20 protein-coding genes and 1 pseudogene are annotated in these 21455 nt (G+C 71.7%); 13 read left to right on the top strand and 8 right to left on the bottom strand.

The genetic code is table 11. The annotated features are described in order from the left end of the window. Positions 1-38: 38 nt before the first annotated feature. Complete coding sequence (locus QRN30_RS12665) at positions 39-3515, bottom strand: proline dehydrogenase family protein (protein WP_284761170.1); 3477 nt, start codon at positions 3513-3515, stop codon at positions 39-41. A gap of 105 nt (positions 3516-3620) precedes the next feature. Between QRN30_RS12665 and QRN30_RS12670 the strand changes: the two genes are divergently transcribed. The 5 genes from QRN30_RS12670 (at position 3621) to QRN30_RS12690 (ending at position 10279) form a co-directional block, all read left to right on the top strand. Continuing rightward, complete coding sequence (locus QRN30_RS12670) at positions 3621-4523, top strand: LysR substrate-binding domain-containing protein (protein ID WP_017886561.1); 903 nt, start codon at positions 3621-3623, stop codon at positions 4521-4523. Positions 4524-4689: 166 nt separating this feature from the next. Beyond that, positions 4690-6114 (top strand): hypothetical protein, encoded by a 1425-nt coding sequence (locus QRN30_RS12675; RefSeq protein ID WP_284761171.1) that lies wholly within the window; start codon positions 4690-4692, stop codon positions 6112-6114. 227 nt (positions 6115-6341) lie between these two features. Next, entirely contained in the window at positions 6342-7673 is a 1332-nt protein-coding gene (locus QRN30_RS12680; protein ID WP_284761172.1) for a hypothetical protein, read from the top strand. Between the two features lie 255 nt (positions 7674-7928). Continuing rightward, entirely contained in the window at positions 7929-9506 is a 1578-nt protein-coding gene (locus QRN30_RS12685; protein WP_017886559.1) for a hypothetical protein, read from the top strand. Between the two features lie 140 nt (positions 9507-9646). Further along, positions 9647-10279, top strand: coding sequence for an FMN-dependent NADH-azoreductase (locus tag QRN30_RS12690; RefSeq protein WP_017886558.1), 633 nt, complete (start codon positions 9647-9649; stop codon positions 10277-10279). Between the two features lie 25 nt (positions 10280-10304). Here the strand turns inward: QRN30_RS12690 and QRN30_RS12695 are convergent, their stop codons facing one another. Then, the gene (locus QRN30_RS12695; protein WP_175470748.1) at positions 10305-11348 is read right to left on the bottom strand and encodes an MBL fold metallo-hydrolase; all 1044 of its coding nucleotides are present in this window, start codon (positions 11346-11348) and stop codon (positions 10305-10307) included. Between the two features lie 209 nt (positions 11349-11557). Between QRN30_RS12695 and QRN30_RS12700 the strand changes: the two genes are divergently transcribed. The 3 genes from QRN30_RS12700 to QRN30_RS12710 all read left to right on the top strand — a co-directional run bounded on the left by QRN30_RS12700 (position 11558) and on the right by QRN30_RS12710 (position 13089). Further along, entirely contained in the window at positions 11558-12601 is a 1044-nt protein-coding gene (locus QRN30_RS12700; RefSeq protein ID WP_284761173.1) for an ATP-dependent DNA ligase, read from the top strand. Between the two features lie 186 nt (positions 12602-12787). Next, positions 12788-12949 carry a hypothetical protein gene (locus QRN30_RS12705; protein WP_156155271.1) on the top strand — a complete coding sequence of 54 codons (162 nt, stop codon included), beginning with the start codon at positions 12788-12790 and terminating at the stop codon, positions 12947-12949. Then, entirely contained in the window at positions 12946-13089 is a 144-nt protein-coding gene (locus QRN30_RS12710) for a hypothetical protein (RefSeq protein WP_017886554.1), read from the top strand. The genes QRN30_RS12705 and QRN30_RS12710 overlap by 4 nt, the downstream gene beginning before the upstream one ends. 40 nt (positions 13090-13129) lie before the next feature. Here QRN30_RS12710 and ligD read toward each other — a convergent pair whose 3' ends face one another. Both ligD and QRN30_RS12720 read right to left on the bottom strand, forming a co-directional pair. After that, positions 13130-14152, bottom strand: coding sequence for a non-homologous end-joining DNA ligase (gene ligD / locus QRN30_RS12715; protein ID WP_284761174.1), 1023 nt, complete (start codon positions 14150-14152; stop codon positions 13130-13132). Positions 14153-14561: 409 nt separating this feature from the next. Then, a complete protein-coding gene (locus tag QRN30_RS12720) occupies positions 14562-14684 on the bottom strand; it encodes a hypothetical protein (RefSeq protein ID WP_284761175.1) in 123 nt (40 codons plus the stop codon). A gap of 467 nt (positions 14685-15151) precedes the next feature. Here QRN30_RS12720 and QRN30_RS12725 point away from each other — a divergent pair, with 467 nt between their 5' ends. Further along, positions 15152-16354, top strand: coding sequence for a glycosyltransferase (locus tag QRN30_RS12725; RefSeq protein ID WP_017886551.1), 1203 nt, complete (start codon positions 15152-15154; stop codon positions 16352-16354). After that, entirely contained in the window at positions 16351-16977 is a 627-nt protein-coding gene (locus QRN30_RS12730; protein ID WP_214519840.1) for a uracil-DNA glycosylase, read from the top strand. Before QRN30_RS12725 ends, QRN30_RS12730 begins: the two co-directional genes overlap by 4 nt. Before the next feature lie 39 nt (positions 16978-17016). Here the strand turns inward: QRN30_RS12730 and QRN30_RS12735 are convergent, their stop codons facing one another. Next, the gene (locus QRN30_RS12735; protein WP_052481637.1) at positions 17017-17445 is read right to left on the bottom strand and encodes a DUF6892 domain-containing protein; all 429 of its coding nucleotides are present in this window, start codon (positions 17443-17445) and stop codon (positions 17017-17019) included. Between the two features lie 98 nt (positions 17446-17543). Between QRN30_RS12735 and QRN30_RS12740 the strand changes: the two genes are divergently transcribed. The 3 genes from QRN30_RS12740 (at position 17544) to QRN30_RS12750 (ending at position 20040) form a co-directional block, all read left to right on the top strand. After that, the gene (locus QRN30_RS12740) at positions 17544-18998 is read left to right on the top strand and encodes an APC family permease (protein ID WP_017886548.1); all 1455 of its coding nucleotides are present in this window, start codon (positions 17544-17546) and stop codon (positions 18996-18998) included. Beyond that, positions 18998-19126: a hypothetical protein gene (locus QRN30_RS12745; RefSeq protein ID WP_263137313.1), complete on the top strand. Its 129-nt coding sequence runs from the start codon at positions 18998-19000 to the stop codon at positions 19124-19126. Before QRN30_RS12740 ends, QRN30_RS12745 begins: the two co-directional genes overlap by 1 nt. Before the next feature lie 293 nt (positions 19127-19419). Continuing rightward, positions 19420-20040 carry a hypothetical protein gene (locus QRN30_RS12750; protein ID WP_017886546.1) on the top strand — a complete coding sequence of 207 codons (621 nt, stop codon included), beginning with the start codon at positions 19420-19422 and terminating at the stop codon, positions 20038-20040. Positions 20041-20044: 4 nt separating this feature from the next. Here QRN30_RS12750 and QRN30_RS12755 read toward each other — a convergent pair whose 3' ends face one another. From QRN30_RS12755 to QRN30_RS12765, 3 genes and pseudogenes are all read right to left on the bottom strand, one after another. Further along, complete coding sequence (locus QRN30_RS12755) at positions 20045-20479, bottom strand: hypothetical protein (RefSeq protein WP_259575433.1); 435 nt, start codon at positions 20477-20479, stop codon at positions 20045-20047. A 95-nt stretch (positions 20480-20574) separates the two neighbouring features. Further along, positions 20575-21075, bottom strand: a pseudogene (locus tag QRN30_RS12760) (DUF6264 family protein); the annotation flags it as partial. Next, positions 21045-21425 (bottom strand): DoxX family protein, encoded by a 381-nt coding sequence (locus tag QRN30_RS12765; protein WP_056068184.1) that lies wholly within the window; start codon positions 21423-21425, stop codon positions 21045-21047. The pseudogene QRN30_RS12760 and the gene QRN30_RS12765, both read right to left, overlap by 31 nt. Positions 21426-21455 lie beyond the last annotated feature (30 nt).

The following is a 21455-nucleotide window of genomic DNA, read 5'->3' on the forward strand; positions in this document are numbered from 1 at the left end:
ATCGGGTTAGAGCGACCCCGGCCCGCTAGTCAAGCGAGTCAGATGAGACCAGAGCTTAAATAGTTCGGCGTGCCGAAGCGGTGCGCCGTGATCGACACCGCCTGCTCGCGGACGAACGGCAGGATCTCGAGCCGCCCGGCCTCGGTCACCGGGCCGCCGTACACCGCGACGTCCGGACGACCACCGACGGCGGAGTACAGCGCCGAGGTGTCCCCACCGATGAGCCGCACGCGGGTCGAGGGACCCGAGGCGACCGAACTCGCGAAGGCCCCGTCGGACACCGTCTGCGACAGCGAGCGCACGATCGGCAGCGACCGGATCGCCGAGGCGACGGACGACGGCAGCGTCGCGGCCGTGGAGACCTCGATCGTCGTGCCAGCCCGGAGTGCGGCTGCGACGACGCGGACGAGCTCGATCACCGAGGCGTCAGCGTCCGCGTCGGCGACCGCGGCCAGCCGCACCTGCACCGACGGGAACGGCAGGTACCGGGCGATGTTCCGCTCGGCGGAGAGCGCCGAGACGTCCGTCGCGGTGCCGAACAGCGTCGACCAGGCCTGCTCGTCGGACGCCAGCGCGCGGTCGAGCATCGGCGAAGCGACCTCGGCAGCCCGGGCGAACGCCGAGACCGGACCCGACACGGCGACACCGGACGCACCGGCCGCCGGCGCCGACGTCCACGACCCGAGCCCGAGCAGGTAGTTCAGCCCACCGGCCTTCGTGCCCGCACCGACTGCCGACTTCTTCCACCCGCCGAACGGCTGCCGCCGGACGATGGCGCCCGTGATGCCACGGTTGACGTAGAGGTTGCCCGCCTGGATCCGCGACAACCACGTGCCGATCTCGGCCGGGTCGAGCGAGTGCAGTCCCGAGGTCAGGCCGTAGTCGACCTCGTTCACGATGTCGATCGCCTCGTCGAGGGAGTCGGCGGTCATCATGCCGAGGATCGGGCCGAAGTACTCGGTGCGGTGGAACTCCGAGCCACGGCGGACGCCCTGTCGGACACCCGGGCTCCAGAGCTTGCCGGTCTCGTCGAGCTGCTTCGGCTCGACGGCCCAGGACTCCCCCGCCCCGAGCGTCGTCAGGCCGTCGAGCAGCTTGCCCGAGGCCGGCTCGATGACCGGACCCATCTGCGTCGCCGCGTCGGTCGGGTACCCCACCGTGAGCGAGGCCACCGCGTCGAGCAGCTGGTTCCGGAACCGCTTGGACTTCGCGACCGAGCCCACCATGACGACGAGGGACGCTGCCGAGCACTTCTGGCCGGCGTGCCCGAACGCGGACGCGACGACGTCCTTCACGGCGAGGTCGAGGTCGGACGACGGCGTGACGATCACGGCGTTCTTGCCCGAGGTCTCGGCGAGCAGCGGCAGGTCCGGGCGGAACGAGCGGAACAGCTCGGCCGTCTCGTACGCACCGGTGAGGATGACCTGGTCGACCATCGGCGACGCGATGAGCTGCTGCCCGAGGTCGTCCTCGGACACCTGCAGGAACGCGAGCACGTCGGCCGGTGCCCCGTGGGCGTCCAGCGCGGTCTCGATGATCGAGGCGAGCACGGCGCCGGAGCGCTCGGCGGGCGGCGCGGGCTTCAGGACGACGGCCGACCCGGCGGCCAGTGCGGCGAGGGTGGACCCGGCGGGGATCGCGACGGGGAAGTTCCACGGCGGCGCGACGAGGGTCAGCGCTGCGGGCGTGAAGGTCGCACCGTCGACGTCGTCGAGCGAGGACGCCAGGGTGCCGTAGAAGTGCGCGAAGTCGATCGCCTCGGACACCTCGGGGTCGGCCTGGTCGATGGTCTTGCCGGTCTCCGACGCCATGACCTCGATGAGGGCGGCACGGTTCGCCTCGAGTGCGTCGCCGACGGCGTGCAGCACGGCGCCACGGGCACCACCGGACCAGGTCCCCCAGACCGCACCGGCGGCCTTGGCGCGACCGAGCGCGGAGTCGAGCGCCGTCGCGGAGTCGACCCGGGCCTCCTGGACGGCACGGACGCCGAGCGTCGACGAGGCGACCCGTGCGGTGATGGCGTCGCCCCAGGCGCGGACGGCGCCGACCGAGGGGTCGCTGTCCGGGGTGTTCTCGAAGTGGCCGGGGCCGGGGCGGCCGACGGCGGCGTACCGGTCTGCGACCCGGTGGGATGCCGGCGCTTCGAGCCCCTCGGGCGTCGCGAGCGGCACCAGGGAGGCGCGGAAGCGCTCTTCTTCGCGGGCGAACAGCCGCGGCGAGGACACCAGCGAGAAGACCGCGGACATGAAGTTGTCCTGCGACGCGCCTTCTTCGAGACGGCGGATCAGGTAGGCGATCGCGACGTCGAACTCGCCCGGGTGGACGACCGGCGTGTAGAGCAGGAGCGAACCGACGGTGTTCTTCACGGCCGACGCCTGCCCCTGCGCCATGCCGAGCAGCATCTCGAACTCGATGCCGTCCCGCACGCCGCGCTCACCGGCGAGCAGCCAGGCGTGGGCGACGTCGAACAGGTTGTGCCCGGCGACACCGACGCGGACGTTGTCGACGCGCGATGGGGTGAGCGCCCAGTCGAGCACCCGCTTGTAGTTGGTGTCCGAGTCCTGCTTGGTGTGCCAGGTGGCGAGCGGCCAGCCGTGCACCGAGGCCTCGACCTGCTCCATCGGCAGGTTCGCGCCCTTGACCAGCCGGACCTTGATGCCGGCACCGCCGCGGGCACGGCGGGCGGCGGACCACTCCTGCAGCTCCTGCATCGCGGCGAGCGCGTCGGGCAGGTACGCCTGCAGCACGATGCCGGCTTCGAGGCCCAGGAACTCGGGCTCGTCGAGGAGCTTCGTGAAGACCGCGATGGTGAGGTCGAGGTCCTTGTACTCCTCCATGTCGAGGTTGATGAACTTGGCGGGGCTGGCGGCTGCGGCGCGCTGGAAGAGCGGTCGGAGCTGCTCGACGATGTCGTCGACGGCGTGGTCGAACGCCCACGGGGAGTGCGGGTGCACGGTGGACGACACCTTGATGGAGACGTAGTCGACGTCGTCGCGGGCCAGGAGCTTGTGGGTGCCCTCGAGCCGGCGGGCGGCTTCGCGTTCGCCGAGCACGGCCTCGCCGAGCAGGTTGACGTTGAGGCGGACGCCGTCGCGCTTGATGCCGGCGATGGCCGGGCCGAGCCTGGAGTCGGTGGCGTCGACGATCAGGTGGCCGACCATGTTCCGGAGGACGCGGCGGGCGATGGGGACGACGACGTTCGGCAGGACCGGGGCCATGCCGCCGCCGAGTCGGACGAGTCCGCGGAGCGCGGCGGGCAGGAACCCGGGGGCGTCCGGGGCGATCTGGCGGAGCTTGCGGGCGGCGACGGCGAGGTCTTCCGGTCGCACGACGCCGTCGACGAACCCGACGGCGAAGTCGAGGCCGGCGGGGTCGGCGAGCACCCCGGCGAGCTGCTTCGCGGAGCCGTCGACGGGGTACGACTCGGCCTCGGCGAGCCACTGTCGGACGAGCGCGACGGACTGGTCCGCCAGGGCGTCGTGGTCGATGGCGGAGTCCTCGTGCAGCGTCGTCATGGGTTCAGTGTGGAGGTCCGGGATGCGGTAGCGGAAGTGAGCGTTCCTGATGGATACCGTTCAGTTGCGCTACCGTTCCGGTCGCGCTCCGGCTAGCGTCGGACCATGCTCGACGTCCGCCGTCTCGTGCTCCTCCGTGAGCTGTCCATCCGTGGCACGATCGCGGCCGTCGCCGAGGCGGTGAACTTCACCCCGTCGGCGGTCTCGCAGCAGCTCAGCGCCCTGGAGCGGGAGGCCGGTGTGCAGCTGTTCCGCAAGGCCGGCCGACGGCTGCAGCTCACCCCGCAGGCCGAGGTGCTGGTCACCGCGGCGGGCCAGGTGCTCGACGTCCTCGAGCACGCGCAGTCCCAGGTCGAGGAGACCCTGTCGTCCGTGCAGGGCCGGGTGCGGGTTGCCGTGTTCCAGTCCGCGGCCCTGGCCCTGATGCCGAGCGCCCTGCACGAGATGGCGACGGAACACCCCGACGTCCGGGTCGAGATGGTGCAGCGGGAGCCGGAGACCGCACTGAACGAGACGTGGGCTCGTGACTTCGACATGGTGATCGCCGAGCAGTACCCGGCACATGCCGCACCGCACCTGCCCGGGCTCGACCGATCGGACCTGACGACCGACGCGGTGCGGCTCGCCCTGCCCCCGCTCGACACCGCGCTGCGCCCGGTGTCGTCGCTCGAGGACGCGCGCACCATGCCCTGGGTGATGGAGCCCCGCGGCACCGCGTCGCGGCACTTCGCCGAGCAGGTCTGTCGGCGCTGGGGTTTCGAGCCAGACGTCCGGTACGAGACCGCCGACCTGCAGACGCAGATCCGCCTGGTCGAGTCCGGCAACGCGGTGAGCCTGATGCCGGACCTGATGTGGACCGGCCGGACGACGACCTGTCGACTGCTCGAGCTGCCGGAGGGTCCGCGACGGACGATCTTCACGGTGGTCCGCGCCGCTGGCGCGTCGTCGCCAGCGGTGCGTGCTCTCCGCGCCGCGCTCGAACGTGCCGCGTCCGTCGTCGGAGCGTGACACGGCGGTCTGGAGGCGCGGCTCGGGTCGGCACGACGGCTGCGGAGCTCCGTTGCCGTTGTGATCATTCTGTGATCGAGCGATCGTCAGGACTGGCCAGCGGGCGACATTCCCTGAGTAGAGGACGCTGATCCGGCGTCCCGTCCAGGCATCCGAGGGGGATCCCGTGAACCAGTCCTGCAAGTACACCTTCCGCCGCAGCGCGGCGATCGGAGCGGCGATCGCGATCGTCACCGCTTCGTCGGCGTTCGGCATCGGGGCGAGCGCCGCCTCCGCAGCGACCGACGAGACCGCTGCGCCGAGCACCACCGCGACGTCGGCTCCGCAGGGCACGACCGCCGCGGGCACCGCGCCGACGCCCCCCGCCGCCGCAGAACAGGCTGCCCCCGAGGCATCGACACCCGTCACCTGGGCGGAGCCGTCGAGCAAGGACGCGCCGATCGTCCTCACCGTGACCGCCGGCCAGCCGTTCTCGCACACCTTCACCGCCCAGGGCGGCGACGGCCCGTTGGAGTACCTGTTCAACCCGTTGAACTTCGACCCGACCAACGACGTCAACGGCTGGTCCTGGAACGAGCAGACCGGTGTCCTGAGCGCCACCCCGAAGAGCACGTTCGACGGACCCGCACTGTTCCAGGTCACCGCGACCGACCTGCACCAGACCGCCGTGCAGTACGTCCAGGTCGACATCGAGCCCGGCGCCCCGGTGGGTGTCACGTTCGGCGTCGACAGCTCGGACTCCGACGTCAGCTGGCAGATCGACGCCGACGGGACGATCCGGGAGTACGCGCCGGGTGGCACCGGTGACACCGTGGTGTCGGAGGTCCCCGCCACGGTCGGCTCCTCCGTGACCCTCGCGGGGCTGGCCGTCGACGCGCTGGGCAACCGCACCACCCCGGGCGACGAGTACCCGCGCTCGACCGTCACGAGCACCACCGCGTCCGACGGCGTGGTCTGGGACCCGAACTGGTCGGCGAACACGGTGACGTTCTCGGAGCCGGGCACCCGCACACTGACGGTGTCCGAGGGCGGCGTCTCGACCTCGTTCACGGTCCGCGTCTCCGAGGCCCCCGCTGCCGTCACCGGCATCACCATCGGGGTGCTCCCCGCGGACGGGACCTCCGGCGACCGGTGGGGCGTCGATGGCGACGTGATCACCTACTACCCGGCGGACGGCGACCCGCAGCAGGTCGACGCGATCCCGGCCCGACAGGGTGACCGGGTGCAGATCCGCGCCCTGGCCGTGGATGCCGACGGGCAGCCGGTCGGCGACCACACCGACCTCACATTCACGAGCGACGTGGCCAGTGACCGCACCGAGTACGACCCCGAGGCCGTGGCCACGTGGGTGACCTTCGAGCACGCGTCGCCGCACACGATCACCGTCGCGTCCGGAGACGTGACGAGCACCATCCGCTTCGAGGTGCAGCCGACGGCGACGACCACGGTCACGACCACCCACACGCCGACCGCGTCGGGCACCCTCGCGTACACCGGTGCCGACGAGTCCGGCCCGCTCGCGTGGGCCCTCGGTCTCCTGGCATCGGGCGCCGGCCTGCTCGTCTGGCGCCTGCGTCGCCGACTCGGCTGAGGCACGTCACGGCAACCGCCTGACGGACCAGAGGTGCGCGGCGGGACCGCCCCGCACCTCCGGCCCGTCGTCGCGCGTTTCTGTGAAAAACCCCAGATGAGAGCCGGTAGTACCGAGACGAAACCGTGATCTCCGGCAGGGGTCGGAACGGGTCTGTGAACCGTAACGTCAGCACAGAGGAGCGCGCGGGCACCGTGTGCTCACCACCAGACTCCCGAGGGGGAACCATGCACCAGTCCACCAAGCCGCCCGTCCGCCGCGCGGCGACGATCGGCATCGTCGTCGCGGCGACCGCCATCGGCTCGGTCATCGGCGTCAGCGCGCCCGCGACGGCGGCGACGCCGACGCGGACGACGACACCGACGAGCACCACGGCGACCGCGACACCGGGTGCCAGCCTGACGCACGCCGCCAGCCCCGCCGCGAAGGCCACGGACAGCGCCACCCCGGCGGCAGCACCGGGTGACGGCAGCGACCTCGCGTTCACCGAGCCGTCGACCCAGGCCGCCCCGATCGCCCTCACCGCGACGGTCGGCACGCCGTTCAGTCACACGTTCACCACCACGGGCGGCAACGGCACCGTCGGGTACGCCATCCAGGACGCCCCGTCGGCGGACTACACGGTGAACGTCGAGACCGGCGTGCTGAGCGGCACGCCGACGACCGCCGGCACGTTCGACTTCGAGGTCGTGGCGCTCAGCGGCTCGACACAGGTGACCGAGTACGTCCGCCTGACCGTCTCGCCGTCGCCGGTCGTCTTCACCGAGCCCTCGACGAAGGCGAAGCCGCTCGCCCTCACCGCCACCGCCGGCGCGACGTTCACGCACACGTTCCGTACCACGGGCGGCACGGGTTCGCTGGCGTACGCGATCCAGGACGCACCCTCGTCCGACCTGACCGTCAACGTCGAGACCGGGGTGCTCACCAGCACCGTGACCACCGCTGGCACGTACGACTTCGAGGTCGTCGCCCTCCGCGGCACCGCGACCGCCACGGAGTACGTGCGCCTGACCGTCCTGCCGGCCGCACCCGTCGGGGTCCGGGCGATCGTCGACACCGGCACACCCGGCGCAACGGTCTGGTCGGTCGCACCCGGTGGCGTCATCAGCGCGTTCTCCGGCGGGGGCGACCCCCTCGGCACCGTCACTTCGATCCCCGTCCAGCAGGGCGGCTCGCTGGTGGTGTCCGGCCTCGCCGTCGACCGGTTCGGCAACCCGACCGCGCCGGCTTCCGTGAGCACCGGGTTCGGCGCGACGGTGACGAGCTCGGTCGCGTCGGACAAGATCGCCACCGATCCCCGGGGCGACGCCTCGAAGGTGACGTTCCCGCACGCCTCGGACCACCGCCTCACCATCACCCAGGGCGGCGCCTCGACCACGTTCGTCGTCGCCGTCCGTCCCGTCGCCACGGCCGCGGTCGCGACCACCACGAGCGGCACCCCCGGCACCCTCGCCTACACCGGCGCCGACGAGACCACGCCGTTGGCGTGGGCGCTCGGCCTGCTCGCCGCCGGCGGCGGCGGCCTGCTGGTCCACCGTCTGCGGCGCCGTCGCGCCTGAGACGCGACCGACGAACGGACGGGAGGCCCGGTGCCAGCTGGCACCGGGCCTCCCGTCCGTCCTTCCGCACCTCCGCAGCCGCGCCGCGGCTGCGGAAGTCAGGCGGTTTCCCGCACACACCCCCAACCCGGGTCACATTCCGGTGAATCGTCACAGCCCCAGGACCTGATCCCGCTACGATCCGAGAACGCCGACATTCTCGGCAAATTCACATGATCCGGGCCAGTGGCCCGGACCGATTCCCTGGGGGAACCCGTGCACCGCAGCACCTCCACAGTCCGTCGCGCCTGCGCCGTCGGCACCACCGTCGCCCTGGTCGGCCTGACCACCGGCCTCGGCATCATGACCGCGACGGCCGCCAACGCCGAGACGCTCGACACCACGCAGCCGATCTCGGCCGTCGAGACCCCGGCCCCGGCCGAGGGCAGCGAGACGTCCACGCCGACGGATCCGCCCGCCGACACCACGCCCGAGACCCCGGCTCCCGCCGAGGAGACCCCGGCTGCACCGGCCCCGGAGGCCACCGACGAGCCCGTCGCTCCGGAGACCACCGCGCCGACGGCCACCGAGGCGCCGACGCCGACCGAGACCCCGAAGCCGGACGTCACCGCCGAGGCCGCCGACGCCACCGTCGCCATCGAGGGCGCTGCGAAGGTCGGCACCCGACTCGTCGCCGTCGTCACCGGCTTCGACGACGAAGCAGGCTACAAGTACTCGTGGACCGACCAGGACGGCAACGTCCTGTCGAAGGCCGCGAGCTACGTCGTCGACCCCACCGACGTCCGCAAGACCATCACGGTCGCCGTGACGGGCACGCTGCCCGGCGCGACCGAGACGTCGACCGTCACCTCGGCCGCGACCGCGGCCGTGACGCAGACCCCGGCGTTCCTCGGCGCGGACGGCCAGCCCACCAAGGCCGGCGCGACGCAGGACAACCCGCTCGCGCTGAGCACCGTCGCCGGTGACGCCTTCTCGCACACCTTCCGTGCGCAGGGCTTCCCGGAGCCGAAGTACAGCCTCACCTGGTTCTCCGAAGAGGACGCCGACTACGCCGAGGAGTTCCCCGAGGACGAGTCGTCCCCCGAGGAACAGCTCCCCTTCGACCTGACCTTCGACGCCTCGACCGGTGAACTCAGCGGGACCGCCACCTTCGCGATGGACTACGACTTCGCCGTCACCGCGACCAGCGGCACCGAGTCCGTCACGCAGTACGTGTCGATGACCGTCGAGGCCGCAGCCCCGATCGGCGTCATGGTCTACACGACCGACCGCGCTGGCCTCTTCGATGACAGCGACCAGGAACGGACGAGCTGGATCATCGAGCCCGACGGCAGCGTCTTCACGCTCGGTGAGGACGACTTCCAGATCGGCGGCCGTCCGACCATCGAGCAGGGTGGCACGCTCGTGGTCCAGGGCGGTCTCGTGGACCGCTTCGGCAACCCCGAGGGCGGCTTCGACAGCGAGACGCGCGAGCTGCCGACGGTGACGTCGGACATCGCCAGCGACGTCATCGCGCCCGACCCCGAGCTCGGTGACTTCGGCATCGTCGGCGTCACGTTCCCGCACGCGTCGATCCACAACCTGACCGTCGCCGCCGGCGACTTCAGCACGTCGTTCGCCGTCGACGTCCGGCCGACCGTCGCCGCCGGCATCGCCGACCCGACCCCCGTCGCACCCGCAGCGGCCCCGGTCGCCCCGGTCAACACCGGCGGCCAGCTCGCCTACACCGGCTCGGACACCACCGACGCACTGCCGTGGGCCCTCGGCCTGCTGGTCGCCGGTGCCGGGCTGATCGGCGCCCGCTTCGCGCGCCGTCGTCGCGCCCAGCGCTGACACCCGGAGACGTCTCCCGTCCGTCGCGTGCCCGCGCGGCGGACGGGAGGCCCGCCACGGCCCCGCCTGCTCCCCACCGGAGCAGCGGGGCCGTTCCCGCATCAGCACCCGGGTGGGTCCGCGCCGGTAGCGTTGGCGACATGCCCACGCTGCTGCACATCGACTCCTCGGCCGACCTCTCCCACTCGCGCTCGCGCGCGCTGACCGCAGCCTTCGCCGATGCCTGGCGCGCCCGCGGCCCGGAGTACACGGTCGTCCGGCGCGACCTGCACGTCGACCAGCTCCCCCACCTGGAGAGCTCCGCGCTGCACTGGGCCGCCGCCGACCGCACCGCCGACGAGACCGTCGCGCCCGAAGCCGACGCACTGCGGCAGGAGGTCATCGACGAGCTCCTGGCCGCCGACGTCGTCGTGGTCGGTGCGCCGCTGTACAACTACACGGTGCCCTCGACCCTGAAGGCCTGGATCGACCGCATCCACGTGCCCGGCATCCTGACCGGCGGCGTGCAGCCCCTGGCCGGGCGACCCGTCGTGACCGTGGTGAGCCGTGGCGCGACCTACGACGCCGGCACCCCGACCGAGGGCTGGGACCACGGCTCCCCCGTCCTGCACATCGTGCTCGGCACCGCGCTCGGCATGAAGCTGTACCCGATCACCGTCAGCGCCACCCTGGCCGACCGGCTGCCGGACCTCGCCGCCCTGGCCGAGCACGCCGCCGCCGAGTTCGCCGACGCGAAGACGACGATCGAACGCCTCGCGACGACGCTCGGCTGACCCGCGCGGCCGCGGACGGCTGAGGTCAGGCGGGCCGCACCTCGTCAGCCCGCCCGAGCAGGTCTGCGTGGAAGGCCGTCTGCGTCAGTGCGCTCGCGAGCAGGAACCCGGTCATCGACTCGATCCCGCCGCTGAACGGCACCCGGGCGGCGACCTCGAACAGCGTCGGACGGTCCAGTGCGTCGAGGGCCGCGGCGACACGGCGGGAGCGTTCCTCCCGGTGCCGGGCCAGGGTCCGCGCACGGGTGACGACGTCGCGGAACCGGTACTCGTGCCCCGGGCAGACCTCGAGCTCGGCGTACGGGTCGAGCCGGGCCAAGGACGCCAGGTAGTCCCCCAGTGGGTTCGTCCCGGCCCGTCCACCGAGCCCGATGCCGGAGTTGATCCGCGGCAGCACGTGGTCGCCGGAGAACAGCAGCCCGTCGGCCTCGTCGAGGAAGCACACGTGCCCGCCCGTGTGCCCCGGGGTCCAGAGCGTGCGGATCGTCCGACCGGGGATCGGCAGCAGGTCGCCGTCCTCCAGCGACACGTCGGCGTACGGCGCCTCGATCCGGCCCATCCCGATCCGACGGCCGCTGCCCCATGCCTCGACGACCCCGGCCCGCAGGTGTTCGGGCAGCCCCCACGTCGCGATGTCCGCGTCGTTCCGCTCGGCGTCGGCGCGCTCCCGTTCGAGCGCTCCGACCTCGAGGCCGTGCATCGCCACACGTGCACCCGTCGCCCGGCGGATCGCAGCTGCGGCGCCCAGGTGGTCGGCGTGCAGGTGCGTCACGGCGACGAGCGACACGTCGTCCAGGTCCCGTCCGATCGCGGCGAGGCCGTCCCGCAGCTCGTCGAGACGGCCGTCGGCCGACCACCCGGGGTCGATCACCGCGAGCGAGCCGTCCGCCCCCTCGACGACGTAGACCAGGGTGGCGTCGGGCACCCCGAACCGGAACGGCACCGCGAGGGTCCAGATGCCCGGCCGGACCTGCTCGACGGGCGGCAGGACTCCGTCGCGGAGCGCGGCGGCCTGCACGGGGCTGATCGGTTCCGGGGCAGGCGCTGCCGGCGGGGGCACGGTCGTCACGCTCGCCACCATACCGACGCGTGTCTGGCCGGCGATGGCCCTGCTCCCGACGCATGGTGAGCAGAAAGGGTCGGGTGCGGGCCGTGGACCCGACCATTCCTGCTCACCGAACGCACGCGCCGGGCGGAGCACGGGCCTCCAGGCAGACGGCGCAGGCTGCGCAGCACCGCGCCGACAGCGCCGACGACGCGCGCGAGTAGACAGGACGCATGGAGATCGCACCGATGCTCGCCAAGGCCGTCGCCACCGTGCCCGACCCGGACAGCACGAAGGGCGGGCTGCGGTACGAGCCGAAGTGGGACGGCTTCCGCGGCATCGTGACCATCGACGGCGACGACGTCGAGATCGGCAGCCGCGGCGCCAAGCCGCTCACCCGGTACTTCCCCGAACTCGTCGAGGCGTTCCGCGCGCAGTTCGGCGGACGCGACCACCCGGTCGTCCTCGACGGCGAGGTGATCCTGCGGTCCGGCGAGCCCGGTGCCGAGCGGCTCGACTGGGAGGCCCTGTCGCAGCGCATCCACCCGGCGGCCTCACGGATCGCCAAGCTCAGCGTCGAGACCCCGGCGCAGTTCGTGGCGTTCGACCTGCTGGCGGTCGACGGGCAGGAACTGCTCGACCTGCCGTTCGACGAGCGCCGCGAGCGCCTGGAACGGCTCGGCGACGCGATGACCGCCCCGCTCTTCGTCACCCGCACCACGCTCGACGTCGAGCAGGCCCGCGAATGGCTCACCACCTTCGAGGGCGCCGGGCTCGACGGTGTCGTCGCGAAGCCCCGCGCGCGGCCGTACGAACCGAACAAGCGCACCATGCTCAAGATCAAGCACCACCGCACCGCCGACGTCGTCGCCATCGGCTACCGCGTGCACAAGAGCGGCTCCGGTGTCGGGTCGCTGCTGGTCGGCCTGTACGACGCAGACGGCGAGCTCCGCCAGGTGGGCGGCGTCTCCGCCTTCACGGACAAGCGACGGGCCGCGTTGGTCGAAGAACTCGAGCCCGCCGTGCTCCGCGATGCGGACGGGAGGCCCGTGACCGGTGACGGGGAACGGTCGCGGTTCTCGTCGGGTCGCGACACGTCGTTCGTCCGGCTGGCGCCGGAACTGGTGCTCGAGGTCCGGTACGACCAGATGGAGGGCGACCGGTTCCGGCACACCGTGCAGTTCGAGCGGTGGCGGCCCGACCGTGACGCGACGTCGTGCGGGTTCGAGCAGCTCGAGGTGCCGAGTGCGTACGACCTGCACGACGTGCTGTCCTGAGGCGTTCGCCATCGCCCCTGTGCGTTCCTCCGGGTCGTGGAACGCACTGCGGTGTCCGTTTGTCGCTGTTCGGTCACGTTTCCGGATGAGTAGTTAGCCGAACTAGCGAAGTCGTGTGAGGATGTTCCCAGCAGCACGAGGCGTCCATTCCGGAGCCGCGGATGCCTGGATCGAATGGGGATCGACATGAGCACCAGCACGCTTGTCCGCCACCCTCAGCGGAGCCCCTTCACCGAAGTCCGAGAAGCACGGCGTCAGCGCGTCCTGCAGCTCAGCGCGGTCATCAGTGCCATCGCCGGCGTCACCGCCACGGCGCTCGCACTCGTCACGATCGGACTCGGCGCGTGATCGTCGACGGCATCACCGACGCGCACCGCGGCACCTGGTCGCGACTGACCCGCCTGCACACCGCGAGCGTCGGGCTGCCGACGCACACCACCCGCGTCGAGGACCCGGACCGCCAGCGGGACGTCTCCTCCGCAGCCTGAGGTTCGGCTCGGCTGGGCCCGTCTGCTCGACCGCTGGGCCTCAGCTCGGCTTCTTCGCCCGTGAGGGCTGCACGCGCGGCGGTTCCCCCGGCATCTTCGGGAAGTCCGGCGGAAACGGCAGCTCCCCCTCGCCGTTCGCCAGGTCACGCTTCCACCACTCCAGCAGCGGTGCGATGCTGCCCGGCTGCTCCCCCATCGACTCCCACGGGTCGCCGGTGGTCCGCAGCCGCTCCGGAACCGTCCGGATCGTGAAGGTCGTCGGGTCAGCGGTCGGCAGTTCGTCCCAGGTGATCGGCGTCGACACCGAGGCGTGCGCCAGGGCCCGGGGGCTGTAGGCACCGGCCATCGTGCGGTCGCGGTTCGCCTGGTTGAAGTCGACGAAGATCCGCTGTCCCCGTTCCTCCTTCCACCACGCGGTCGTCACCTGGTCGGGCATCCGGCGTTCGAGTTCACGCGCTGCGGCGATCACCGCGTGCCGCACGTCGAGGAACTCGTGCTCGGGGTGGATCGGCGCGAACACGTGCAGGCCACGGTTGCCGCTCGTCTTGATCCACGTGGTCAACCCGACCTCGTCGAGGACCTTCCGGAGCTCCTCGGCCACGGGCACCGTGTCACCGAAGTCGGTGCCGGGCTGCGGGTCGAGGTCGATGCGGAGCTGGTCCGGGTGGTCGCTGTCCTCGGCGCGTGAGGCCCACGGGTGGAACACCACCGTGTTCATCTGGGCGGCCCACACGGCCACGGCCGGCTCGTCGATCACGAGCTGCGGGTGCGACCGGGCACTCGGGTAGGTCACCGTCACCGACCGGACGTAGTCGGGGGCCCCCTTCGGCGGGTTCTTGGAGAAGAACTGCTCGCCGTCGACACCATCGGGGAACCGCTGCAGCGAGATCGGCCGGTCGCCGTTCGCCCGGACGAAGGCATCGCCCACCGTCACGAGGTACTCCGCCAGGTCGAGCTTCGTGATCCCCGCCTCGGGCCAGAGCACCCGCGAGGGGCTGCTGATCCGGACCTCGCGGTCGCCGTCAGGCCCGGGCACACGCACCATCGTCGCTTCGCTCGCCATGCAGCGGACCGTACACGCGTGCCCGCCGCGCGCCCGCAGCCCGGTGTGCGTGTGCCTCCGCGCTCCCGCTGGACACCGGTGTTCCCGGGTCGAACACGCGCACACCGGTGTTCAGCGCACGAACACCGGTGTCGTGCGGGCACGGCAGGATGGGGCGGGTGAACGCGTACCTCGGCATCGACCTCGCGTGGGGACTCGGCTCGGATCGGAAGGCCGCGAACGAGACCGGGCTGGTCGCGATGGACTCCGACGGCACGATCACCGACGCCGGGTGGGCCCGCGGGGTCGACGCCGTCACCGACTGGATCGCCGCGCACCTCGGGCAACGGTCCCTCATCGCGGTGGACGCCTCGCTCGTCGTGACGAACCCGACGGGGATCCGCGAGTCCGAACGACAGGTCGGGCAGCGCTACGGCCGGTGGAAGGTCGCGGCGAACCCGACGAACCAGGCATCTGCGGCGAGCGCCGGGTCAGCGCTGCTCGACCGGCTGACCGCACTCGGCGTCGGGTACGTCTCCGACACGGACGCCATGCGGGCACGGACCGGTCCGGCGATGTTCGAGTGCTACCCGTACACGACGCTGGTGGGGGTGGAGGAGCTCGGGTACGACGTCGAACGCCCCCGCTACAAGCGACTCGACCTGCGGATCCCTGCCGCCGAGGCTCGTGCCCTTCGCGCCGAGGCCTTCGACGAACTGGTCCGGCGGCTGCGCGAGACCCCGCTCGACCCACCGCTGCTGCTCGACTCGCACCCGCTGACGCAGCGGCTCGCCGATCCGTCGGTGCTGCACGGTCCGACGCACAAGCACCGCGAGGACCTGCTCGACGGGGCGCTGTGCGCGTGGACGGCGTCGTTCTGGGAGCGACACGGCGACGAGCGCGTGCAGATCCTGGGAGGTGATCCTCCCCACCGACACGCCAGACGAGGCGGGCCGCCAGCCCGTCGTGGTGGCGCCCGCACGCCCGTCGCAGCGGGGGCAGCGCGGCTAGGGTTGAGCGGTGAGCTCGACGACCGAACCCCTGCACATCGGGCTGGTGTCGCTGCACACCTCCCCCGGAGACGAACCCGGTTCGGGCGAGGTCGGCGGCATGAACGTCGTCGTCCGGCACCAGGCCGAGGCGCTGGCCGACCTGGGCCACCACGTGGACATCATCACGCGCCGGTCCGCCCCGACGCAGCCGGACTCGGTCTCGCTGGTGCCGGGCGTGTGTCTGCGGTTCCTGTCCGCGGGACCGGCCCAGCCGGTGCCGAAGGGCGAGCACGACGCGTTCATCGAGCCGTTCCGCCACGAGCTCGAGCAGCTCGGGCAGTTCGACGTCCTGCACTCGCACCACTGGTTCTCCGGAGCGGCCGCGCTGCCCGTCGCCCGCGAGCGCGGCATCCCCCACGTGCAGTCCTTCCACTCCATCGCTGCCGACCCGGCGACGCCGCTGTCCGAGGGCGAGCGCCCCGAGTCCGCCGGTCGCATTGCGGGCGAAGAACTGCTGGCCCGCGAGTCCGACGCCGTCGTCGTGGTGTCCGAGGCCGAAGCGTCGACCGTGCGCTCGCGGCTCGGTGGCGACGACGCCCGCATCTGGATCGTGCCGCCGGGGGTCGACGGTTCCGTCTTCCGTCCCGCTGCCGTCGGTGCGCGCCGCGCCGCCTCGCCCTACGTGGTCGCGGCGGCGCGCGTGCAGCCGCTGAAGGGCCTGGACCTGGCGATCGAGGCGATCGCCGACATCAGCCTGGAGGCCCGCCCCACCCTGGTCATCGCGGGCGACGTCTCGAGTGAGGCGGGCGACTACGTGGACGAACTGCGTCGGCTCGCCGACGCGCGTGGCATCGCCGACCACGTCACCTTCATCGGGCCGCAGTCGCGTGCCGACCTGGCGTTCCTGTTCCGTGGCGCGGCAGCCGTGCTCGTTCCGTCCCACTCCGAGACGTACGGCCTCGTCGCGCTCGAGGGGTCCGCTTCCGGGGTGCCGGTCGTGGCCGCCGCTGCCGGGGGCCTTCGTGAGGCCGTGGTCGACGGGGAGACGGGTGTCGTGCTCGAGTCCCGCGACCCGCAGGACTGGGCGAACGAGATCGAGCGGATCCTGACGGATGCGCCCTACGCCGCCGGGCTCGCTGCTGCGGGCCGGGAGCACGCGGAGCGGCTCAGCTGGGAGCGGTCGGCCGCGGGGCTCGAGGACGTCTACCGCCGGGTGCTCGGACGCTCGTGAGCAGGTCGGGTGCCCCGGACACGGGCGATCGGTTCGCGGCCTTCTGGGCCGCGATCGACGCCGTGCCCGTGGAGTCCGACGCCGAGGCGCTCTACGACGTCGGATCGGCCGAGGGGCGGCTGCGTCGGGCGAACCTGACGCGGTACCTGGAGCAGTCCGGGCCGGGTGCCGACACGCTGCTCGTGGCCGAGGCCCCGGGGTGGCGCGGCATGACGAACACGGGTGTGCCGTTCACGAGCATGCGTGAACTCGGGTCCGAGTACCTCGTGCCGCCGGACCCGACCGCCCCGTGGGAAGCGTCGTCCCGCGTCGTGCACGCCGCACTCGAGGGGTGGCACGGCGCGCTCCCCGTCGCGTGGGCGATCTTCCCGCACCATCCGTTCGTGGCACCGGACCGGCTGACGAACCGCACGCCCCGGCCCGCCGAGGTCCGCTCGGGAGCGCCCGTCGCGCTCGCGCTGCTGGAGGCCCTCGGCGGCGCGGACCGGGTCCGGGTGGTCGCCGTCGGTCGGAAGGCGCAGGGAGCGCTCGCGCTGGCCGGCATCGAGGCGGTCGCCGTGCGGCACCCGGCGCAGGGTGGCGCGAAGCAGTTCACCGAGCAGGTGCGGGCGCTCGACCGCTAGCCGTCGGCCCGTCCCGGTCGGGTGCCGGTTGCGTCCCGCTCAGGCGGAGCGGACCTCGACACCCTTCGTCGCCAGCCGCTCGGCGACGTGGGCGGGCAACGGTGCGGCGGCGTACACGGTGCGGAGCTCCGGCAGGTCGAGCAGGTCGTCCCAGTTCTGCGGGTCGAAGCGGTCGTCCGAGCCGTCCCAGCCGGGGTGGACGTCCTGCAGGACCTCGAGGTCGGAGTCCACCGTGATCTCCGTGACGAGCGACAGGTGCGACGGCAGCAGGTCGAGGTCGTCGTAGTACTCGCGCGCCCGGTCGTCCTGCCCGTCGACGTCGAGGTCCTCGTCGGTCTCGTCCTCGGCGTCCGGGTCGTAGGGGTCGAGGACGTCGAGGTCGTAGCAGAGGACATCGAGCACCAGGAGCTTCGCGTTGAAGTCCGCGAACTCGATGGGCTCCTCGGTGGTGTTCGACTGCTGGTCCATGGCCCGGAGCGTATCCGTCGCCGCGGGACCGTGTTGCGATCGCGAGAAACCTTCCTGTGGGACTGGACAGCAAGGTGTTCCGCGCGCAAGGGTGACGCATGGCCACCACCAAGACGGACCGCCCACAGCAGGAGCAGCACGAGCTCCGCCGGGTCATCGGTCCCAAGCTCCTGCTGCTGTTCATCGTCGGCGACATCCTCGGTACGGGTGTCTACGCGCTCACCGGCCAGGTCGCGGCCGAGGTCGGTGGGGCAGCGTGGCTCCCGTTCCTCATCGCGTTCGCGGTCGCCCTGCTGACGGCGTTCTCGTACCTCGAGCTCGTGACGAAGTACCCGCAGACCGCCGGCGCCGCGCTCTACGTGCACAAGGCGTTCGGCATCCACTTCGTCACGTTCATCGTGACGTTCATCGTGATGTGTTCCGGGATCACGTCGGCGTCGACCGCGTCGCGGGCGTTCGCGGCGAACCTCGGCGCGGGGTTCGGCATCGAACTGCCGAACGGCGTGGTGATGCTCATCGCGATGGGCTTCATGCTCGCGGTGATGTTCATCAACTTCCGCGGGGTGAGCGAGAGCGTCAAGACGAACGTCGTGCTGACGCTGGTCGAGCTGTCCGGTCTCGTCATGGTGATCCTGATCGGGTTCTGGGCGATCGCGGGCGGCAACGCGGACTTCTCGCGGGTCGTGATGTTCGAGACGCCGGAGGACAAGTCCCTGCTGCTGTCGATCAGCACCGCGACGTCGTTGGCGTTCTTCGCGATGGTCGGGTTCGAGGACTCGGTCAACATGGCCGAGGAGACGAAGGACCCCTCGCGCATCTTCCCGAAGATCATGCTCACCGGCCTCGGCATCACCGCCGTGATCTACGTGCTCGTGTCGATCTGCGCCGTCGCCGTGGTGCCGATCGGTGAGCTCGCCGGCAACGAGACGCCGCTGGTGACGGTGGTGCAGACCGCGGCGCCGGACTTCCCCATCGCCGACCTGCTGCCGTTCATCTCGATGTTCGCCGTCGCCAACACGGCCCTGATCAACATGATGATGGCGTCGCGTCTGCTCTACGGCATGAGCAAGCAGGGCGTGCTGCCGGGCTTCCTGTCCCGCATCTCCCCCGCCCGTCGCACCCCGTCGACCGCGATCGTCTTCACCACGCTCATCTCGCTCCTGCTGATCGGGTGGGTCTCGCTCGACCCCGACTCCCCCATCGTCGTGGTCCTCGGTGGCACCACCTCGTTGTTGCTGCTGACGGTGTTCGCCGTCGTCAACGTGACCGTGCTCGTGCTGCGCCGCGACAAGGTCGACCACAAGCACTTCCGTGCCGGTGTGGTCATCCCGATCATCGGCATCGTCACGTGCCTGTGGCTCGTCATGCCGTTCTCGTCCGGTCGTGACCCGCAGCAGTACCAGATCGCCGGCGCCCTGCTGGCCCTGGGGGTGCTGCTCTGGGTCCTGACGTGGTTCACCCACGGACGGAAGCAGGCCGAGAAGGCCCCGACCGGACTCGTCACGGAACCGACGAAGGTGCAGCGCCCGCCGCACGACCAGCGCGACGCCTGATGGAAGCGACGAGCGTCATCTGGACCGTCGTCATCGCGGTGCTCGCCGCGCTGTCGCTGTCCGCCGGAGGCTGGCACCTGCGTCGGGCTCGGGGTCGGGGTCGAGGGGTCGGCCGACGCGACCGCTGACCGCCGCGCACGGATGACCGTGACGGTTCTGGTTCACGAAGCCCTGCGCTTCGTGAACCAGAACCGTCACTCGTTGTTGGGGATGCACCTTCCCCGCGGCGAGCAACCGGCGGCGGACCGCGGACTCCGAACTCCGAACCGCGAACCCGAACCCCAACCCCAACCCCAACCCCAACCCCGATCGTGCGACCACGGCGGGCCGCCGCAGGCTTCCCAGGAGGCGCCCGTACGCTCGTGCTGCTCTTCCCGCTCCGTCCGCCCAGCACTCGCCCAGCCCGTCGAGAGGTCCCGTCATGCGCCGTGTCGGCATCACCCTGGCCTCGGTGTTCGGCGCCGGGATCGTGGCGGTCGGCATCGGCGTGGTCGTCCTCGTGGTGATCGCGGTCAACTCGCTCGCCGGGGTCGCCAAGTCGAGCGCCGCGACACCGGAGCCCGCGTGCCCGGCCGTCGCTTCGAAGACGATCGGCGGCATGGTCGTGCCGGCCGGACCCGTCGCCGGCTTCTGCCAGGACCGCCTGGTGAACGCCGCGCACGTGATCGAAGCCGCCCAGGCACTCGGGATCGGCCCGCACACGCAGGCCGTCGGCGTGATGACCGCGATCGGTGAGTCGAGCCTGGTCAACCTGGACCACGGCGACGCCGCCGGCCCGGACAGCCGCGGACTGTTCCAGCAGCGCGACAACGGCGCCTGGGGCACGTACGAGCAGCGGATGGACCCGTACACGGCCGCGACGATGTTCTACACGAAGCTCGTGAAGGTACCGGGCTGGAAGACGATGACGCCGACGCAGATGGCACACGCGGTGCAGATCAACTCGGACCCGGACCACTACGCGAAGTCGTGGCCCGAGGCGAAGGTGATCGTCGAGGAGCTCACCGGCCAGACCGTGCCGGACACCGCTCCCCAGGGCTGACCCGTCACGAGGCCACCACCTGCGTTTCCTCGTCGAACTCGACGATGGCCGCTCCACCGGAGTGCACGAGGACCTGCGCGCGGAGCCGGACGGACTGCTCGTCGAGGGCGCACGCGCAGGCGTCGACCCACTCCCAGTCCACCGGGTAGAGGCGATCGGCGCCGGGGCGTTCCCACGCGAGCACGACGTCGGCGGCACCGAGCTGCGCGACGATGTCGGCGATCAGGGCGGCGAAGTCGTCGACGTGTTCGTCCGGCGAGTACGGCAGGTCGGCGATCGGCAGCAGGAACGGGATCGACATCCCACGGTCGTCGAGGAACAGCACCCAGCACTGCCGGCGCAGCGGGCGTTCGACGACGGCTTCGACGAGTGCGACGACGTCGTCGTCGGTGCGGACGGGTTCACGGGTCAGGCGGTCGAGCATCTCGGTGTCAGGCATGGCCCCAGCGTGGCGGCCCAGCATCCACCCCCGGGGCGACGACCAGCTTCTGTGGAGAGACGCTCGACGAGCCCGGCCTGTGGAGGAAGAACCGCTCAGATGCCGTGCGTGACCGAGCTGTCGACGAGCAACAGCGAGGCGAAGAACACCGCGACGATCGCTGCCATACCGACGAGCACCACCGGCCAGGTCAACCGTCGGCGCACGAGCCGCAGCACGCACACCACGATCGTCGCGACGAGCACCACCGCCACGATGATCGGCCCCATGACGACCACGGAGTCACCCAGCGTCTCGTTGCAGGTGTTGCCCGGTGCCGCACACGACACGAACGCCAGCGACATGAGCTTGATCCCCCACCCCGCTGCCAACGCACCCACCGTGAGCACCACGAGCAGGGCGGTGGAGGCGACCACGTCCGCGACGCGAGCGCGTCCTGCCAGGGGGTGCCGGGCCTCCCGACCGAAGCGCGCCGGGCCGGACCCGAGCGGATCGGGACCCGACGCAGGACCCGACCCGGGGCCCACGCCGGGGGCCGGCCCGGTCTGCCGCGCGGGCGCGCCCATCAGGAGCGCCGGCCGCGCGTCGACCAGAGGGCGAGCGCGATGAGGACGGGCTGGCCGAACAGGCGACCGAAGCGCTTCTCGTCGCTGTCCAGGCCGAAGGCGTCGCGACGGTTGACCCACTGCGACAGGTTGCCGGGGAAGATCACTGTGAAGAACAGGGCAGCGACCGAGCCGACGAAGCGACGCGCCGACTTCGGCGCGAGCACCAGGGCCGAGCCGAGCGTGATCTCCGCGACCCCGGACGCGAGCACCGTCGTGTCGTCGTCGAGCGGCACGAAGTCGGGCACCTGCGCCGTGAACTCCTTGCGCGCGAAGGTGAGGTGGCTCGTGCCCGCGACGACGAGGGCCAGGCCGAGCAGGACGCGGAAGAAGGAACGCATGCCTCCATGGTGCCCGTTCCCACGGCCGGA

The sequence above is a fragment of the Curtobacterium sp. MEB011 genome (assembly GCF_030209655.1).
Lineage (GTDB): Bacteria > Actinomycetota > Actinomycetes > Actinomycetales > Microbacteriaceae > Curtobacterium > Curtobacterium poinsettiae.

Coding starts and splice junctions, on each gene's coding strand:
- QRN30_RS12665 (WP_284761170.1), bottom strand. CDS start 3,515: ATGACGACGCTGCACGAGGACTCCGCCATCGACCACGACGCCCTGGCG.
- QRN30_RS12690 (WP_017886558.1), top strand. CDS start 9,647: ATGCCCACGCTGCTGCACATCGACTCCTCGGCCGACCTCTCCCACTCG.
- QRN30_RS12740 (WP_017886548.1), top strand. CDS start 17,544: ATGGCCACCACCAAGACGGACCGCCCACAGCAGGAGCAGCACGAGCTC.
- QRN30_RS12750 (WP_017886546.1), top strand. CDS start 19,420: ATGCGCCGTGTCGGCATCACCCTGGCCTCGGTGTTCGGCGCCGGGATC.
- QRN30_RS12700 (WP_284761173.1), top strand. CDS start 11,558: ATGGAGATCGCACCGATGCTCGCCAAGGCCGTCGCCACCGTGCCCGAC.
- ligD (WP_284761174.1), bottom strand. CDS start 14,152: ATGGCGAGCGAAGCGACGATGGTGCGTGTGCCCGGGCCTGACGGCGAC.
- QRN30_RS12705 (WP_156155271.1), top strand. CDS start 12,788: ATGAGCACCAGCACGCTTGTCCGCCACCCTCAGCGGAGCCCCTTCACC.
- QRN30_RS12755 (WP_259575433.1), bottom strand. CDS start 20,479: ATGCCTGACACCGAGATGCTCGACCGCCTGACCCGTGAACCCGTCCGC.
- QRN30_RS12670 (WP_017886561.1), top strand. CDS start 3,621: ATGCTCGACGTCCGCCGTCTCGTGCTCCTCCGTGAGCTGTCCATCCGT.
- QRN30_RS12680 (WP_284761172.1), top strand. CDS start 6,342: ATGCACCAGTCCACCAAGCCGCCCGTCCGCCGCGCGGCGACGATCGGC.
- QRN30_RS12745 (WP_263137313.1), top strand. CDS start 18,998: ATGGAAGCGACGAGCGTCATCTGGACCGTCGTCATCGCGGTGCTCGCC.
- QRN30_RS12720 (WP_284761175.1), bottom strand. CDS start 14,684: ATGGCGTCCGTGTCGGAGACGTACCCGACGCCGAGTGCGGTCAGCCGG.
- QRN30_RS12735 (WP_052481637.1), bottom strand. CDS start 17,445: ATGGACCAGCAGTCGAACACCACCGAGGAGCCCATCGAGTTCGCGGAC.
- QRN30_RS12765 (WP_056068184.1), bottom strand. CDS start 21,425: ATGCGTTCCTTCTTCCGCGTCCTGCTCGGCCTGGCCCTCGTCGTCGCG.